The following is a 17,053-nucleotide window of genomic DNA, read 5'->3' as shown; positions in this document are numbered from 1 at the left end:
GTTTTTTACCTGTATCGCCCTTATTTTAGTTAAATAATTATGAATTACTTATAAGCCTTATTTATGCGTAACCCTAGAATTTATCAAGCAAGCCAATTTGCAGTTAATGAAACTGTGACTTTATCAGATGACGCTTTTGGACATGTGGTACGTGTTTTACGCCTAAAAAACGGCGATACCATTACCCTCTTTAATGGCGAAGAACCTTTTCAATATTCAGCAACACTATGTAATGTCAGTAAAAAATCTGCAGATATAAAAATAAACTCGCAACAAGAAAATAACAGTGAGTCGCCACTTAATATCCATTTGGGCCAAGGTATATCCCGCGGTGATAGAATGGACTTTACCTTACAAAAGTCGGTTGAGCTTGGCGTAAATACTATCACGCCGCTATTTACCGAACGCTGTGGAGTAAAACTCAATGCAGAACGTCTTGAGAAAAAACGCCAACAATGGCAAAAAATAGTCATTAGTGCTTGTGAGCAAAGTGGCCGTACGAGTGTCCCCGTAGTTGCTGAGCCAATGTTGTTAGCTGACTGGTTAACACAGCCAACTAGCGCTTTAAAAATAAATTTACATCCTAAGGCTCAACACTCAATTATGAGTTTACCCATGGAGAATACTCGTGTTCGCTTGCTAATCGGCCCTGAAGGTGGCTTAAGTGATGAAGAAATCATTCAAGCCAATGATAATAATTTTGTTGATGTTCTGCTAGGACCTAGAGTGTTACGCACAGAAACAGCGGCATTAACTGCAATTACCGCATTACAATGTCGTTTTGGTGATTTACACTAAGTTTATAATTATTTTTCACTACAGCTGGGTTAAAAGTTACCTTCTTGATTAATATCGATTAGGGGTTGCCCTTGTTATTGATTTAAGCATATTCAAATTAAAAACAGCTAATTATAAGATGAACAAAGATAGATATACGTTAAGCAACATTTATTGCGACTTTCAACTACAGCGTTAAAATCAACATTGAGCAGGATAAAAAATGACTACAAGTAAAGTAATAAAACTCGGCATAGTAATGGATCCTATTTCCCAAGTTAAAGTGGCAAAAGACTCATCAATGGCGATGATGCTTGAAGCCCAACAACGTGGTTATGAACTTTATTATATGGAAATGAAGGATTTATACCTTGAGCAAGGCCAGTGTCGCGCTACAATGCACAGAGTTAAAGTATTTGATGATAGCGAACATTGGTATGAATTGTCTGAGCCACAAGATATAGCCGTAAGTGACTTAGATGCAGTATTGATGCGTAAAGATCCCCCCTTTGATACTGAGTTTATTTATGCCACTTATATGCTTGAGCGTGCAGAAGTTGCAGGTACGCTTATTGTTAATAAGCCACAAAGCTTACGTGATTGTAATGAAAAATTATTTACCGCTTGGTTTAGTGACTTTACCCCTAAAACCTTAGTAACCCGTAGCAGTGATAAGATTCGCGAATTTCACCAAAAAGAAAAAGATGTCATTATTAAGCCCCTTGATGGTATGGGTGGCGCTTCAATATTCCGTATAAAACAGAATGATGCTAACGTTGGTGTTATTATCGAAACCTTAACTAACCATGGCGAGCAATATGCCATGGTACAAGAATTTATGCCTGAAATTGCCGATGGTGACAAGCGTATCCTCATTGTTAATGGTGAAACTATGCCATATTGTTTAGCGCGTATTCCTGCTAAAGGTGAAACTCGTGGTAACTTGGCTGCTGGCGGACGAGGTGTTGCTCGACCGCTCAGTGTCAGTGATAAAGCGATTGCAGATGCTATTGCACCTGAATTGAAAAAACGTGGTCTGTACTTTGTTGGCCTTGATGTTATCGGTGATAAAATTACTGAAATTAACGTCACCAGCCCTACGTGTATCCGTGAAATTGAAGCCGCTTACCCAATAAATATTAGCGGCAAGCTGATGGATGCTATTGAAGATAATATTAAAAAATAAGAGGATCTTGCATGGCAAAACTACAAATATCAGAGCTTAATGCAAAGTTTAAAAGCGAACTTAAAACAGGTAAGTCTACAGCGATGATCAGTTTGGAAAACCAATTATTAATTGCCATGCCTGCTCTGGGCGATCCTTATTTTAATAAAACGGTTACGTATATTTGTGAGCACAATGAAGAAGGCGCGATGGGTCTGATCATTAATTTGCCGGTAAATATCACCTTGTCGGAGCTTCTTGAACAAATAGAACCAGAAAAAGATGAAAAATCTAGAGATGAGTGTGACCGGACAAGCAATGATATCGATGATAACAGTAATTTAACTGATAACATTGAAAGGCATAGAGTGACGGATCTCACCAACAGCTTAGAGCAATTAGTCTTGTCTGGTGGCCCTATTGCTCAGCAGCGTGGTTTTGTCCTGCATAGCTCACAAACTGGCTGGAGCAGTTCATTAGCATTAAGCAAAGAGTTAATGATCACCACTTCAAAAGATATTTTAATGGCTTTGGGTACCGAAAAAGCGCCAGAACAATTTATGGTAACTTTGGGTTATGCCGGCTGGGGCCCTGGTCAACTTGAGCAAGAGTTGCAAGCCAACTCGTGGTTAACAACGCCAGCTGACAGTGATATTCTTTTTAAAACTCCCATTGAGCAACGTTGGAAAAAAGCGACTGAAAAACTGGGTATAGATCTCGCTCATTTATCTTCTGATATTGGTCATGCGTAATTGCTGGCCTTTCAACTGCCTTATCTTAATCACCGCTGTATTCAATCTTGATTACATATTAAATACAGCCCAAGGAAAAAAATGTCTATTAGAAGTAAATCACCTATTGGCCAACGTACAGTTATCGGCTTCGATTTTGGTAAAAAATATATTGGTGTTGCCGTAGGGCAAGAAATTACGGGTAGTGCTACACCACTTGGCTCAATTAAAGCGAATGATGGTGTTCCACATTGGGACAATGTGGCTAAATACTTGAAAGAATGGCAACCAGATTTTATTGTGGTTGGTTTACCGTTAAATATGGATGGAAGTGAGCAACAACTTACCCTAGACGCTAAGAAATTTGGTAACCGAGTGCATGGCCGTTTTGGTATAAAAGTAGAGTTTCAAGATGAGCGTTTAACCACTGCTGATGCCAAAGAACAGCTTTTTTCTCGTGGGGGTTATAAAAACCTTTCCAAAGATAACATTGATGCGGAATCGGCACGACTAATTATTGAGAGCTACTTTGAACAGCAGTACGATTAATTATAGTGCTAAATTCCTGAGGGTTTCTGCGATCTATTACCTCAGTTAAAAAAATAATTAATCAAAACATTTAATCACTCACCGACTACTCCATGCAATTTGGCTAGGTGAGTTAGATGATTTACCTACCAGTAAGCTAACCACTAATTAGATAATCAATTGACTTTTAACTGATTGAGATTAGACTAAAAACCAGTCTATATTTCAAGGAGATGAATGATCATGCCGGCTAAATTTTTCAATACTTTTTCCTATCTGTTGTTACTACATTTTGCACTTGTTACACTCAGTGCTTGCGATAGTAATAAACCTGGCCTTGCCTTAGGTACATTAGAGCGAGAGCGCATTGCTCATACAGCTACGGTTAGTGAAATAATTACCGCTTTGCCCGTTAGCCCAGGGAGCCAAGTAACTAAAGGTACTGTCTTAGTAAAACTCGATGATACGATTCAAAACGCCTTCGTTGCTAAAGCACAAGCACAAATGCAGCAAGCAAAAGCGAATTTAGAAAAGGTTCATAATGGCGCCCGGACAGAAGAAGTGGCTGCAGCATCGGCACAAGTTGCTGGCGCAAAAGCAGCATTAGTGAAAAGTGAAGCCAACTATCAACGTGCTCAAGCCCTGATTGAAAAAGAATTAGCCAGTCAAGCAACCTTAGATACAGCCCTCGCCTCGCGGGATGAAAATACCGCAAAATTACATAACTCCCAAGAAAAATTATTACAGCTTATTAATGGTGCGCGTATTGAAGACCTACAAATTGCCGAGGCTGCTTTAGCAATGACAATTGCAGTAGTAGATAGCGAAAAGAAAAAGCTTAAAGACTTAACTATTACCGCTAAACGTGATGGTCTATTAGATAACTTGCCGTGGAATTTAGGAGAGCGTGTCACCTTAGGCAGCCCTGTGGCGATAGTGCTAGCCGGCAAGGCACCATTTGCACGCGTTTATGTGCCTGAGCCCTACCGAGTAAAGATAAAGGTTGCTGATAAGTTAACTGTACATATTGATGGCTTAAGCGATCCTATTATAGGTAAAGTTCGTTGGATATCATCAGAGCCTGCTTTTACCCCCTATTTTGCTTTAAACCAAGAAGAGCGCGCCAACTTAATGTATTTAGCTGAGATACAATTACCTGATAGTGCTGCAAACTTACCTATGGGCATACCAACGCAAGTGCAAATGCCATGAGTATTAGCAAGGACACTGAAAATTTTGATGGTTTTGCCATAAGTGCTAGTAAATTAACGCGAAACTTTGGTCAATTAACAGCCGTATCAGCGTTAGATTTAACTGTTGAAAAACAAACTATTTATGGATTTCTTGGCCCAAATGGCTCAGGTAAAACCACGGCTATTCGTTTACTGACAGGCTTGTTAAAACCGACCAGTGGCCAAGTGAGTGTTTTAGGCTGCAACTTACCGCAAGAAGCCAATAAGTTGCGTTTACAAATTGGTTATATGACGCAAAAGTTTTCACTCTATGATGACCTTACTGTTACAGAGAACTTGCAGTTTATTAGCCGAATTTATGGTTTAACCGCGAACGAGCAAAAGGCACGTTTAAGTGAATTGCTTAGTATTTATCAGTTAACAAGGTTGAGCAAACAACTTGCAGGCAGCATGAGTGGCGGACAGAAACAGCGCTTAGCGCTTGCCGCGGCAGTGCTACACAAACCTAAGTTATTATTCTTAGATGAGCCGACTTCCGCTGTTGATCCGCAAAATCGTCGGGAGTTTTGGGAGCAATTATTTGATCTTTGTGATCAAGGCACCACTATTCTAGTTTCAAGCCATTACATGGATGAAGCAGAACGTTGTCATAAACTCGCTATTTTAGAAGATGGCATCAAGAAAGCTGACGATTCTCCGCAGGCATTAATAACCAAACTGCCAGCAAAAATTGTTGAAATTCAAGCCAATGATTTGCGTCACATCAAAGACAATTTAACTAAGTTGCCGCAGGTGATTTCAGCTGCGCAACTAGGTACTCATCTAAGAGTATTAATTAACGAAACCGTTGCACAACCAATAGACTTCTTACAGCAACAGCCTTGCTTAACTAACAAGGATAAGTTCACCTTAGTAAGAGCAAGCTTAGAAGATGTTTTTGTTACTTGTACTGGTAAGGAGGCAATCTCACGATGAACTCATCTTTATTAAGAATACAAGCAATCGTTATCAAAGAGTTACTACAGCTTAGTCGCGATAAAATGACTTTTGGTATGGTCATCATGATCCCGCTGGTTCAATTACTGTTATTCGCTTTTGCGATAAATACCAATGTTCGAGATATTCCGGTCGGTGTTGTTGATCACAGCCAAACTGCGCTCAGCCGAGTATTACAACAAACGGTATCAGCCACAGGTGTTATTACTTTCACTCACAGTTATCATTCGATAAAAGCCGCACAAATGGCAATAGATACTAGTGAAGTTCGTGCGGTATTGATTATTCCAAAAGATGTTAGTCAGCGTTTAGTCAGACACCCAAGCGTCGGTTTTGGTTTACCGCCATCGAGTAAAGAAGAAACTAGCCGGCCAATAGCGCAGTGGTTAGTGGATGGCTCAGATACTATGATAGCCAGTAGTATTAAAAGCTTGCGTAATATGCCACTTTCCGAGCTATTAGATAAACCCACTAACCGCAATACTCCAACCTTTGAAGTCACTTTATTGTATAATCCAGAGCAACGTAGTGTCGTTAATATAGTGCCTGGGTTAGTTGCAGTGATATTAACCATGACCATGATAATGTTCACCTCTGCCGCGATCGTGAGAGAGCAAGAGCACGGTAATATGGAAATGTTAATTACCACCCCACTAGCCTCACTTGAACTAATGATAGGTAAAATAGTGCCCTATATTTTTATTGGCATCATTCAAGTTGCTATTATTTTAGGCATGGGTTACTGGCTATTTAACGTGCCCTTTAATGGCGGCTTTGCCCAACTTGCCCTAGCTACCTTGCTGTTTATTTGCGCCAGCTTAGTGCTTGGATTAGTGATATCAACCATTGCCAAGAGCCAATTACAATCAATGCAAATGACTGTTTTTATTTTACTGCCATCGATATTGTTATCCGGTTTTATGTTTCCCTATGAGGGCATGCCAGAGGCCGCACAATATATTGCCGAAGCGTTGCCTGCAACACACTTTATTCGCTTAATTCGGGGCGTAGTATTACGTGATGTTACTGTGGTTGAGATGGGATTTGATATGCTCTGGTTGGTTGCATTTACCTGTATAGGACTACTTGTTGCTGCACTTCGTTTTAAGAAGACTCTTGATTAGCAATTTAGTACACAGCCTAAACGACAAAGTAAGCTTTAATACAGAGCGTTAACATGAAGTTAAGGCTTACTGGAACCTACCATTATCATTGCTCTTTTTGGGGTAAATGCCACGCCCTTATTATCGAGAAACTTAAAAGGTATAGCAATATTCTTTAGACCAGAATTTTTAATAATAGAAAAATGTAAATGAGGTCCGGTAGAAAATCCTGACGAGCCTGAGCGAGCCAACTTATCGCCAAGAGCAACTTTGTCACCCTCTTTTACCAGTGCGGTATCCATCAAAATATGTGCATAAGAGGAAAAAGTGCCATCATCATGCAGTACTTTAATGACATTGGCCTTGTCTAAAAAATAACGCGTAGTACCACTCATATGGTAATCATCTTTTACCCATACTACCGTGCCTGCACGCACAGCAGTTAAGTAAGTGCCAACATTCATTGCAATATCAACTGCATATTTATTGTATTCATTGGTATGGGAAAACTTGCCATTAAAGGCTTGAGTTATCCTATGCCCCTTAGGTGAACTAAAAGGCGCATGATATTGGTAGTTTTCAGCAATACTGGCGGGGTCGCCTAGTACCCAACGATAGCTTACCTTGGCAGTTTTTTTATTACTGTGAAATAACGCAAGACTATCTCTGGCAGGAATGACTTTTCTTATCGATTTTTGAGTGATCGGTGAAATGAAACCGATTTCAATGGGCATGAAAAATGTATTTTCAGCATGCAGGGTAAAACCTTCAGTATTTTTAACATAATAGAGCTTAACTCTAGTAGTCGGCTTTTTATCTTGCTTATACTCTAACGTTTCAAAACTTTGTTTTTTTTCTGGTGGTTTATCACTGAAAACCCAGTTGCCATTCACGTCTTTATATTTGTACATTTGACCAGCGTGGGAATAAGTAATGCCGATAAGTAATATTAACAATAAGCCCTTCATTAAAATCATCCTTGTTTAACTTATAAAAAACTTTAAAATAATCATAGCAAGCTGTTACATTCAAATAAAGCCATGATTATGGTTCACCATAAAGGTGGGTTAACTTCTTCAATCACAAATTAAGCAATACAATAGAAAAGGGATTTCATGAAAAAGCTAAAACTTATAAGCACTATCTTACTCGTTGCAAGTAGTACTGTGTCATTTAACTTAAGCGCAGAGATTTATACTTGGACAGATAAAGACGGCAAAGTTCACTTTAGCGACAAACCAATTAATGATGAAAAAGTCACCACAATAAAACCAAAAGAAAATAATAACATTTCAAATTCTGTCAGTAACAATAGTCAATGGCAGCAAGACTATAACAAATCAAAACAAGCTAAAGCAGAGCAACAACAGAAAGATGCTAAACAAGTTCAAAAAAACAAAAATTATTGCAATCAACTCAAAAGCGAACTTGCAGTTTATGAACAAGGCGGTCGGCTTTACCTAATGTCACCAGATGGTGAGCGAATTTATCAAAGTGAGCAACAACTAACTGCTCAAAAGAAAAAATTCACTAAGTTAATTAAGAAAAGCTGTCGCTAGTTTTATTACCAGAATATAATTTAGTTAGTTCCTGATTGAGATAAAAATGGTAAAAAGCTTACCTCTCATAAAAATTAAAGCGCAAGGCAATCACCATGCGCTTTTTTTAATGTTGCTTGCAGTTATTTTATTTATTATTACACTAACCATTAGCCAAGGGTATTGGCGACAATTTCAGTTAGTGATCACCTTTTTATACTTGGCTGAATTGGTGTTATTCATAACAGGTTTAGCGAAATACCTTCAACCAAGATACAGCTTATGCCTTAATCCTATTGGCATAAAATATCAACATAGTTACGGTCAATGGCAACTTGACTGGCAACAAATCCAACGTATATCTTTAATGAATGAAACCTTAGGGCTAACTCAGATACGATTGCCTTATATCGGTATACGTTTGATCGAGCTTTCGACACTTGCCAACACCATATCACCACGCTTGGCGAATCGACTCATACACGAGCAAAGGCCTCTGTTAGCCTTGGCTATCAAGTTAAAATTTCTTACCCTAGAGCAAAGCCAGATCAACTTTAGCCCCTTTCTATTACCTTCTGGTGAAGTATTGAAAGGGCCTCTAGCAGCATTTATGCATCATACTAGCGTATTACATAAAGCATTGGGCTATCACTTATTTATCCCCGAGACCGCCCTTGATCGCGAACTTAATGAGTTTTGTAGCTTACTCAATCAATGCAAGAGATCTTCTGAAAAATATAACTGAGTTATATTTATGTAGCTGTACTTTAGAACTGTACTCTAAAAATCACCATAACACTGGATAAAATATATAGTTAATCGGTATTCTTAGGCATTTTCTCAACCAGTAAATCAATAAAACACCGTACTTTAGGGGATAAGTGTTTTCGGCTCGGATAAATAGCATAAACATTAATAGTAGGCATGAGATAATCACTAAATAATATTGTTAACTTTTGTTCTTTAAGTGCTTTTTCCATAACAAACTCTGGTAAGCGGCAAATCCCGTGATCAGCAAGTACCATAGATAACTCCATACTTGCACTGTTGCATAGTAACTTAGCTTTCACTTCGACCTGGCTATCAGTACCATTGATATGAGTATAAGACCACTTATTGGCTTGCTTTAAATTACTATAACAAATGCACTGATGAGACTTAAGCTGCTCTATCGTTTTAGGCACGCCAAAGCGCTTTAAATAATCATGGGATGCGACGGTATAACCTTTACAGCTGTATATTTTACGACACACTAAACTGGACTCAGCCAATTGCTCAGTCGCCCTAATAACGAGATCAAATCCATCTTGTACCAAATCGACATGCCTATCGTTTAAATCTAATACCAAGCTTACTTCAGGGTACTGTCGCATAAATGTCGATACTACTTCCTGTAAATGACTTTCAGCAAAAGAGGTCGGACAGCTCACTTTAAGCACACCTTTGGGCTCTATATGACTTTGTGTTAACAACGACATTGCATCATGCGCATCAAGCACTAACTGCTGGCATTGCTCATAATAAACTTGTCCCTCAGGAGTAAGGCTAATAGAGCGGGTAGTACGATTTAATAAACGCACACCTACGCGTGCCTCAAGTTTATTAAGTGTTTTACTAATGTAAGAGTTTGAGTGGCCCGTCGCTTCTGCGGCACCAGAAAAACTGCCACACTCAACCACCTGGGTAAAGATCACCATGCCATCAAAAAGCTTAGTATCTTTACTTGGATTAAGGTTATTATGAGTCATATGGAAATAGTTTTTCTCATTTAAGGGTATTAATTACGTTCGATTATAGTTATATACTTGCTTCATACCAAAGTGTTTAGTCATTTATTTACTAGTCACTAGATATTTAATTAAACCTTATTAAAAGTTAAAGGAAGCATCACCATGAAATTATTAGCCTTCGCAGCAAGCAGCAGTTCAAAATCCATCAACAAACAATTGGCCACTTACGCCGCCTCACTTGTACCTAATGCCACAGTAGAAATATTAGATATTAATGACTATGAAATGCCGTTATTTAGTCAAGATAGAGAAGAAGTTTTAGGTCAACCTGATGCTGCCAAAGCTTTTTACGCAAAACTGGGCCAAGCGGATGCTATTATCATCTCATTTGCCGAGCACAACGGCTCATATACTGCCGCTTATAAAAATTTATTTGATTGGACGTCTCGTATCGACATGAAGTTATTCCAAAATAAACCTATGGTTTTACTAGCCACTTCACCTGGACCTGGTGGCGCTAAAACAGTACTTACAGCGGCAACAGGTTCGGCCCCTTATTTTGCAGCGGATGTAAAAGGCAGTTTATCAATTCCAAGTTTCTTTGATAATTTCGACAACGAAAAGCAACAAATCACTAATCCAATAATACTGGATGAATTGCAATCTGTCCTTGCACAGCTTAGCTAAATTAGCGTAAAAATAGTGCTAAACCTAGCGAAGTAACCGCCAATAATTACTGAGTCGGTTACTGAGTTAATGGCTGAACTAACAACTAAGTTTGAGGCTAAATATACAAGGTTTACCTTCCACCTATAAACAATTGCTTGATAGTAAGCCTATTAGATTCATCTATTGGCCGATTAAAAATAGCAAAAAAGCACCTGTTCTAGTCGATTCAAGTTATGAGCTATAACTTTTTAGCTTGCCATTATTACATTTAGCCCCTTGAATAGTGGGGCCAGTTAGCATAAATTGATTAATATTATCTTTGCTCAATACCCACGATTATTCTATGACACCAGTTAGCTACTTCCCGCACCAAAATAACCATATGTATGTTGAAGGTATTGCTATTAGCGATATTGCCAAACAGATACAAACGCCTTTTTATTGCTATTCAAGTACTGCCATTGAAACAAATTATCAAGATTATCAGAGGGCATTTAGCACTCAAGATGCATTAATTTGTTATGCCGTTAAAGCGAATAGTAATCAAGCTGTGCTTGCTACCTTAGCAAAATTGGGCTCAGGTGCAGATGTAGTCTCTATGGGGGAAATTCGCCGAGCGATTACTGCTGGAATTCCAGCAAATAAAATTGTCTATTCCGGTGTTGCTAAAACACTTGAAGAGATCAGCTATGCCTTATCTTTAGATATTCTGCAATTTAATGTTGAGTCTGAACCAGAGTTAGCATTAATATCAAAAGTAGCTACATCATTAAATAAAACGGCTGCGATTGCTTTTCGCATAAATCCTGATGTTTGTGCGCAAACCCATGCAAAAATATCTACTGGCAACGCAGAAAACAAGTTTGGTGTACCCATTTCAAAAGCTCGATTGGCTTATAAACAAGCCGCTGCATTACCCGGTATCAAAGTTCAGGGTGTTGATGTACATATCGGTTCACAGTTAACCAGCTTGGCACCTTTTGCAGAAGCCTATAAACGTATTGCTGAGCTAGTTATTGACCTTAGATCTGACGGCCATGACATCAGTGTTGTTGATGTCGGCGGTGGACTAGGTATTACTTATCTAGATGAAATCATCCCAAGTAAACAGACCTACGCCGATATGGTAACAGCACAACTGAGTCACCTTAATTGCAAAATAATTATTGAACCCGGTCGCTCGCTTTTAGGTAATGCCGGTATTCTTGTTTCTAGTGTGGTGTTTGTAAAAACAGGTGAAGAACGACAATTTTTAATGCTAGATGCCGGTATGAACGATTTGATCAGACCAAGTATGTATGAAGCATATCATCAGATTATTGCCGTTGATAAAAGCAGTAATGTTTTAAAAACTTATGACGTGGTTGGCCCGGTATGTGAAACCGGAGATACTTTTGCTAAAGCCAGAGAAGTACACCAATCTGATGCAGGGGATTTGATCGCGATTATGAGCAGCGGTGCTTATGGCGCGGTTATGTCGTCTAGTTACAATACCCGCTTGCTAGTCCCTGAAGTGATGGTTAAAGGTAATGAGTTTGCCATAGTAAGAAAACGTCCTAGTTATGAAGACATTATTAAACAAGATATTACCCCAAGCTGGTTGTAAAGTTTACTGAAACCATCAGTCGATGAGCACGTTATGCTCATCGACTGATAACCGAACACTATTTTTTAGCATTTAACACCAACTAGCTTCTTCCGTCGGCTGTTTTAAATGCTCTTCAATATTGGCTAACAGCACCCGATAACCTACATTGCCATAAAGTACCTGTCTACCATTATCAATAATATAAGATGGGCTACCTTTCAAAGATAAAACTTTTGCCTGTTGGTAATCAGCCATTAGTGCAGCCATTGCACTGCCATCATTTAGCGCCTTTTTGATAAGTTCTTTATCAATACCTGCGCCCTCAAGTAAGAAAAACAATAGGTTTAATTGGCCAATATCTTGTCCATCAATATAAAACGCTTGGCGAATTAATAATGCCATTTCAATACTTTTTTCTTTGCTATATCTGAGTTCAATAGCTTTAAGTACTAAGTGAGCATTAGCCGAAGTTTTGGGGCGAACTTTATGCCAAATATCAGGGTTTATCATTGCATCAGGATAAGGTTCAGCTGAGTCATTGACATGTTTTGCAAAGCCCGAATATCCTCCTCGTTCGGCCCACTGTGTTGGGATTTTATTACCAGCATCACCAAACACATCAAGGTAATGATAACGCACTTCAATTTTACCCAATAACTTATCATTAAGTTCTTCAATGCGCCTTTGTGCGACCCATGCCCAAACACATAAAATATCACTGTAATAATCTAATACCACTGGGGTTTTCATGGTTCTTTCCTATTTATTATTGGTCTAATTACCGGTAATTCTCACTGCGTATTTAGCACTAAAATCAGCTCAAAGCGTTAACTGCAAGCCTTGCAAATATCATCTAAGCTTGAGGTAATTACAGCCACGTTAAGATAACCTACTCGCTTTAATTGCTCCGCAGAAAAAATAGCTCGTACGCTTGTCGCGCAATGTAAATATATAAATTGATTTTCATTGGGGTACATTTGCAACATTTTCATTTCAAGTAAACCACGAGGAATATTGATCGTACCCTGTGCTGAATTTTGAGCATGTTCGTTAGGCTCTCGTACATCAATAATGACACTATTTTCTTGCTTAGACAGTGATAAGGCTTTTTCAATACTTATTTCAAGCAAAGATTCACGTGCTTGCTTTACTAGTTCAGGTATTGTTTTCAACATATTAATTCTCATTTTAAAGTTTGTAAAAACGAGTTAACGCTAAGAAAATTCAGTTATTCACTGTGATTAACTGCACGCAAACATTTAAAAGGGTTTTAATCCTCTTTGCAGCCCAGCTTCCTAAACACTGACATCATAAAACAAAGCTTAGTGAAAGATGAAAGTATTAAATTAGTGGCAATGAAAGCAGTAAACCAAAGCCAATCGTTACTATAATTCACGGCTAAATAGAGTGTTAATAAAATAAAAATACCGGCGGTAAGTCTTAACGCTTCGTTTATGGTCATGCTGTTTCCTCATAATTCATATGCATAGGTTTTTACAGCATAGCCATTGGCTGTTATTAATCTGTAGTCAAAACCTAAACCTGTACATTAAAACCAACACATTAGAATTTTCTAATATTCAAAATCATACATTAGCCTTTACTAATTTACAAAGCAAGTATAAAATAATTTTCTGACTACAGAGCCCCATACTCAAGGACGGCTGATGAATTCCGAACAAGAGAAACTGTTAGAAAATGCCTTGGAAGTCGCTGGGATTTTAAAACTACTTTCCAACCCCTACCGATTAATGATCCTCTGCTGTTTAAGCGAAAGTGAACTCACCGTTGGTGATTTAAACCAGCGTATAGACCTTTCACAATCAGCACTTTCTCAGCACTTAGCAAAATTAAGAGAAAGCGATATAGTGACTACTAGACGACAATCTCAAACAATATTCTATCGTATCGCTAACCCTAAAATTGCAGACTTGTTAGAGGTTTTGCAGGAGAAGTTTTGTCGTGATGAATGAAGCTTTAAGTTAAGTTTTCTTTCCTGATGTTTAATCTGCATAAATGTAAATAATGGTGACTTTGGCAGGCTAATTGGCTGATCTACTTCGAAAACATAAAACTTAAGAGCTTATTTGCATTAACAAAGGCTTTACAAGTTGGCTGAATGGCCAAAATTTGATAGGATCGCGGAAAATTTAATCCCCCTACATTTTAATCGATTAATAATCATTTTTTAAGGATGAACATGAAATCTAAAATAGCGATTGCTGCACTGCTTTTATTGCCTTTATCAGGTCAATATGCCCTGGCTGAAGAAACTGCAGAAGAAAAACCTGAGTTAACTGTATCAGCTGAACTTGGCTTTTTATTTAAAACAGGCAACACCAAAAGTGGTGATATCAAAGCAGCTCTAAATATTAAACATGAAAGTGGGCAATGGCTAAATCTATTGGCATTTAATGCCCTTGCTAAAAAGCTTGAAACTCAAGACGAAGATACGGGTAAAGATTCTTTTGAGAGCACTGATAATAAGTGGGATATCCTTGGTCAGTCTAATTACTCATTAGAAGAAGGTGGTAAAAACTACCTTTACGGCAGTGCTTATTATGAACAAGATAAGTTCAGTAGTTTTGAATACCAAACGTCAGCTTCTTTTGGTTGGGGTCGTCACTGGATGGAAACTGAAACTAGCTCCTTTTTCGCAGATATTGGTCCTGGTGTAAAATACGATGTTATTCGCGCTATGCCAGCAACAGCAACAGACGCGGCAATTCTTGAAAGTAGTGAAACAGCTGCGATTGTACAAGCGCAAGCGTTATATACTAAACAAATCAATGATTTTGTTGAATTTAAACAATACTTTGTTGCTAAGCAAGCATTTGAGTCTGATAAAAACAGTGTCTACAAATCAGAAACCTCACTAACAACCAAGCTAATTGAATCATTACAGTTTAAATTCGCTTTTCGTGTTGATTACGATACTGAAGTAGAGGAAGGTTTTGAAAATACTAATACTGAAACCTCTGTGACGCTAGTTTATAGCTTCTAATTTTTGCTTAACAGCTTTGACTTAGTTAGCCTGAATCCTGGATAATGAGTACTTTATATTTAAGTAAAAACAATAACTTAGGTTATTAGCAACAAAACTTACAAGATTAAGTAGTGATATACTCTATCAATGTTTCGATTTATTCAATTTATTCGATAATCAAGACAAAACGTTTATGAATAACGGGTTATTTATCGACGTTTTAACGCTGAAAATCGGATAAAAGGGATATTGAGCAAGTGCTGCTTATCCAGAGTTCAGGTTAGTTAGGCTCATTAACACAAAAGGCTGTTCTTCAATGATGAAGACAGCCTTTTTTATTATCTATAATCACTTTGCCTTGCTTTAGGCAATAAAAATTATCCATATAAATAGAAAACCAGCCATACGGCTGGTTTTGTCATCAGTTGGTTCGGGAACTAATCGAAACTAACTAAAACTGGTTAGAGGTGTTTTTTTCGCCACCTGCTTTAAGTGCGTTTTCACCCGCAAAGTATTCTTTGTGATCATCACCCATGTCAGAGCCTGACATATTTTGGTGTTTAACACAGGCGATACCTTGACGAATTTCTTTACGTTGTACTCCTTCAACATAACCTAGCATAGCTGCATCACCGAAATACTCTTTCGCTAAGTTATCTACAGATAATGCAGTGGTGTGATACGTAGGCAACGTGATTAAATGATGGAATATACCCGCTTCACGTGAGGTATCAGCTTGGAAGCTACGAATTTTATCATCAGCTGCAGTCGCTAATTCAGTATTATCATAATCTACATTCATCAAATCAGCGCGAACGTAGCTAGATACATCAGCTCCTTCAGCAACCATGGCGTCAAATGCTTGTTGTCGGAAGTTTAACGTCCAGTTAAATGATGGACTGTTATTGTAAACGAGTTTCGCATTAGGGATTTCTTTACGTACCTCATTCATCATTGCCGTGATATCAGCAACGTTGGGTGTCGCCGTTTCAATCCAAAGCAGATCAGCACCGGCTTTAATTGCTTCGATACTATCAAAGACACAACGCTCTTCACCCGTACCTTGGCGGAATTGGTATAAACCAGAAGGTAGACGCTTAGGGCGCACTAACTTACCGTCACGGTTGAAACATACATCGCCTTCTTGCATATCAGCTACGTCAATTTCTTCAACGTCTAAGAATGAGTTATAAATATCACCTTGATCGCCCGGCTCTTTAACCACTGCAATTTCTTTAGTAAGACCAGCACCTTCAGAATCAGTACGAGAAACGATAATACCGTTGTCGATACCTAGCTCTAGGAAAGCGTGACGCAATGCTCGGATCTTAGAATGAAAATCAGCATGAGGAACCGTTACTTTCCCATCTTGATGGCCACATTGCTTTTCATCAGCAACTTGGTTTTCAATTTGAAGCGCACAAGCACCCGCTTCAATCATTTGTTTAGCCATTAGGTAAGTCGCTTCTGCATTACCAAAACCCGCATCGATATCGGCAATAATAGGTACAACGTGAGTAACGTGATTATCAATTTTTTCCTGGATAGCGGCTTTGTCGCCTTCACTTGCTTTGTCTAACTCACGGAAAAGACCACCTAATTCACGTGCATCCGCTTGACGTAGGAAAGTGTAAAGTTCTGCAACCAAAGAAGCCACTGACGTTTTTTCATGCATAGATTGATCAGGAAGAGGACCAAACTCGCTGCGAAGTGCAGCTACCATCCAACCTGAAAGGTACAAGTAACGACGATCTGTTTTACCATCAAAATGTTTCTTAATAGAAATCATTTTCTGTTGGCCAACAAAACCATGCCAGCAACCTAGAGACTGAGTATATTTAGAACTATCTGCATCATAAGCATCCATATCGCGGCGCATAATGTCTGCCGTATATTGAGCAATATCTAAACCCGTTTTGAATTTGTTTTGTGCTCGCATACGAGCAATAGACTCAGGGTTAATAGCATCCCAAGAGCTACCTGCTTGTTCTTTAATTGCTTTAACCGCTTCTATTGCACTTTGATAGTTAGACATATCATTCTCCAAAA

Annotated in this window: 19 protein-coding genes; 13 read left to right on the top strand and 6 right to left on the bottom strand. The window is 38.6% G+C overall.

Going from position 1 to position 17,053, the window contains the following annotated elements; genetic code table 11:
- Positions 1–63 precede the first annotated feature (63 nt).
- The 7 genes from rsmE to GAB14E_RS09560 all read left to right on the top strand — a co-directional run bounded on the left by rsmE (position 64) and on the right by GAB14E_RS09560 (position 6,514).
- A complete protein-coding gene (gene rsmE / locus GAB14E_RS09530; RefSeq protein WP_033082759.1) occupies positions 64–798 on the top strand; it encodes a 16S rRNA (uracil(1498)-N(3))-methyltransferase in 735 nt (244 codons plus the stop codon).
- A gap of 202 nt (positions 799–1,000) precedes the next feature.
- Positions 1,001–1,963, top strand: a complete 963-nt coding sequence (gene gshB / locus GAB14E_RS09535) for a glutathione synthase (RefSeq protein ID WP_033082758.1) — start codon at positions 1,001–1,003, stop codon at positions 1,961–1,963.
- Between the two features lie 83 nt (positions 1,964–2,046).
- The gene (locus GAB14E_RS09540) at positions 2,047–2,694 is read left to right on the top strand and encodes a YqgE/AlgH family protein (protein WP_033082827.1); all 648 of its coding nucleotides are present in this window, start codon (positions 2,047–2,049) and stop codon (positions 2,692–2,694) included.
- A gap of 81 nt (positions 2,695–2,775) precedes the next feature.
- Positions 2,776–3,222 carry a Holliday junction resolvase RuvX gene (gene ruvX / locus GAB14E_RS09545; RefSeq protein WP_033082757.1) on the top strand — a complete coding sequence of 149 codons (447 nt, stop codon included), beginning with the start codon at positions 2,776–2,778 and terminating at the stop codon, positions 3,220–3,222.
- A 222-nt stretch (positions 3,223–3,444) separates the two neighbouring features.
- Positions 3,445–4,413 (top strand): HlyD family secretion protein, encoded by a 969-nt coding sequence (locus GAB14E_RS09550; RefSeq protein ID WP_033082826.1) that lies wholly within the window; start codon positions 3,445–3,447, stop codon positions 4,411–4,413.
- Entirely contained in the window at positions 4,410–5,369 is a 960-nt protein-coding gene (locus tag GAB14E_RS09555) for an ABC transporter ATP-binding protein (protein ID WP_052093748.1), read from the top strand. Before GAB14E_RS09550 ends, GAB14E_RS09555 begins: the two co-directional genes overlap by 4 nt.
- A complete protein-coding gene (locus tag GAB14E_RS09560; RefSeq protein WP_033082756.1) occupies positions 5,366–6,514 on the top strand; it encodes an ABC transporter permease in 1,149 nt (382 codons plus the stop codon). Before GAB14E_RS09555 ends, GAB14E_RS09560 begins: the two co-directional genes overlap by 4 nt.
- A gap of 59 nt (positions 6,515–6,573) precedes the next feature.
- Here the strand turns inward: GAB14E_RS09560 and GAB14E_RS09565 are convergent, their stop codons facing one another.
- The gene (locus GAB14E_RS09565) at positions 6,574–7,461 is read right to left on the bottom strand and encodes a peptidoglycan DD-metalloendopeptidase family protein (RefSeq protein WP_033082755.1); all 888 of its coding nucleotides are present in this window, start codon (positions 7,459–7,461) and stop codon (positions 6,574–6,576) included.
- Between the two features lie 147 nt (positions 7,462–7,608).
- Between GAB14E_RS09565 and GAB14E_RS09570 the strand changes: the two genes are divergently transcribed.
- Positions 7,609–8,052 carry a DUF4124 domain-containing protein gene (locus GAB14E_RS09570; protein ID WP_033082754.1) on the top strand — a complete coding sequence of 148 codons (444 nt, stop codon included), beginning with the start codon at positions 7,609–7,611 and terminating at the stop codon, positions 8,050–8,052.
- A gap of 46 nt (positions 8,053–8,098) precedes the next feature.
- A complete protein-coding gene (locus GAB14E_RS09575; protein WP_033082753.1) occupies positions 8,099–8,776 on the top strand; it encodes a DUF2982 domain-containing protein in 678 nt (225 codons plus the stop codon).
- A 70-nt stretch (positions 8,777–8,846) separates the two neighbouring features.
- Here the strand turns inward: GAB14E_RS09575 and GAB14E_RS09580 are convergent, their stop codons facing one another.
- Positions 8,847–9,779 (bottom strand): LysR family transcriptional regulator, encoded by a 933-nt coding sequence (locus tag GAB14E_RS09580; RefSeq protein ID WP_052093747.1) that lies wholly within the window; start codon positions 9,777–9,779, stop codon positions 8,847–8,849.
- Positions 9,780–9,923: 144 nt separating this feature from the next.
- Here GAB14E_RS09580 and GAB14E_RS09585 point away from each other — a divergent pair, with 144 nt between their 5' ends.
- Together GAB14E_RS09585 and lysA are read left to right on the top strand one after the other, a co-directional pair.
- The gene (locus tag GAB14E_RS09585; protein WP_033082752.1) at positions 9,924–10,448 is read left to right on the top strand and encodes an NADPH-dependent FMN reductase; all 525 of its coding nucleotides are present in this window, start codon (positions 9,924–9,926) and stop codon (positions 10,446–10,448) included.
- A gap of 325 nt (positions 10,449–10,773) precedes the next feature.
- On the top strand, positions 10,774–12,036 hold the full coding sequence (gene lysA, locus GAB14E_RS09590) for a diaminopimelate decarboxylase (RefSeq protein ID WP_033082751.1): 1,263 nt from the start codon (positions 10,774–10,776) through the stop codon (positions 12,034–12,036).
- Between the two features lie 72 nt (positions 12,037–12,108).
- On the opposite strand, the gene GAB14E_RS09595 is transcribed toward lysA, so the two are convergent.
- The 3 genes from GAB14E_RS09595 to GAB14E_RS09605 form a co-directional block, all read right to left on the bottom strand.
- Positions 12,109–12,768, bottom strand: coding sequence for a DsbA family oxidoreductase (locus GAB14E_RS09595; RefSeq protein ID WP_033082750.1), 660 nt, complete (start codon positions 12,766–12,768; stop codon positions 12,109–12,111).
- A gap of 77 nt (positions 12,769–12,845) precedes the next feature.
- Positions 12,846–13,193, bottom strand: a complete 348-nt coding sequence (locus GAB14E_RS09600; protein ID WP_033082749.1) for a rhodanese-like domain-containing protein — start codon at positions 13,191–13,193, stop codon at positions 12,846–12,848.
- Between the two features lie 95 nt (positions 13,194–13,288).
- Positions 13,289–13,480 carry a YgaP family membrane protein gene (locus GAB14E_RS09605; RefSeq protein ID WP_033082748.1) on the bottom strand — a complete coding sequence of 64 codons (192 nt, stop codon included), beginning with the start codon at positions 13,478–13,480 and terminating at the stop codon, positions 13,289–13,291.
- A 205-nt stretch (positions 13,481–13,685) separates the two neighbouring features.
- Between GAB14E_RS09605 and GAB14E_RS09610 the strand changes: the two genes are divergently transcribed.
- Together GAB14E_RS09610 and GAB14E_RS09615 are read left to right on the top strand one after the other, a co-directional pair.
- Positions 13,686–13,991: an ArsR/SmtB family transcription factor gene (locus GAB14E_RS09610; RefSeq protein ID WP_033082747.1), complete on the top strand. Its 306-nt coding sequence runs from the start codon at positions 13,686–13,688 to the stop codon at positions 13,989–13,991.
- A gap of 227 nt (positions 13,992–14,218) precedes the next feature.
- A complete protein-coding gene (locus tag GAB14E_RS09615; protein ID WP_033082746.1) occupies positions 14,219–15,022 on the top strand; it encodes a DUF481 domain-containing protein in 804 nt (267 codons plus the stop codon).
- Positions 15,023–15,455: 433 nt separating this feature from the next.
- On the opposite strand, the gene GAB14E_RS09620 is transcribed toward GAB14E_RS09615, so the two are convergent.
- Complete coding sequence (locus GAB14E_RS09620) at positions 15,456–17,039, bottom strand: isocitrate lyase (protein WP_033082745.1); 1,584 nt, start codon at positions 17,037–17,039, stop codon at positions 15,456–15,458.
- Positions 17,040–17,053 lie beyond the last annotated feature (14 nt).

Origin of the sequence: Colwellia psychrerythraea (genome assembly GCF_000764185.1) — a bacterium.
GTDB classification, from domain to species: Bacteria; Pseudomonadota; Gammaproteobacteria; order Enterobacterales; family Alteromonadaceae; genus Colwellia; species Colwellia psychrerythraea_B.
The sequence above is the reverse complement of the archived record's forward strand: the minus strand, read 5'-3'. Positions and strand labels throughout refer to the sequence as shown.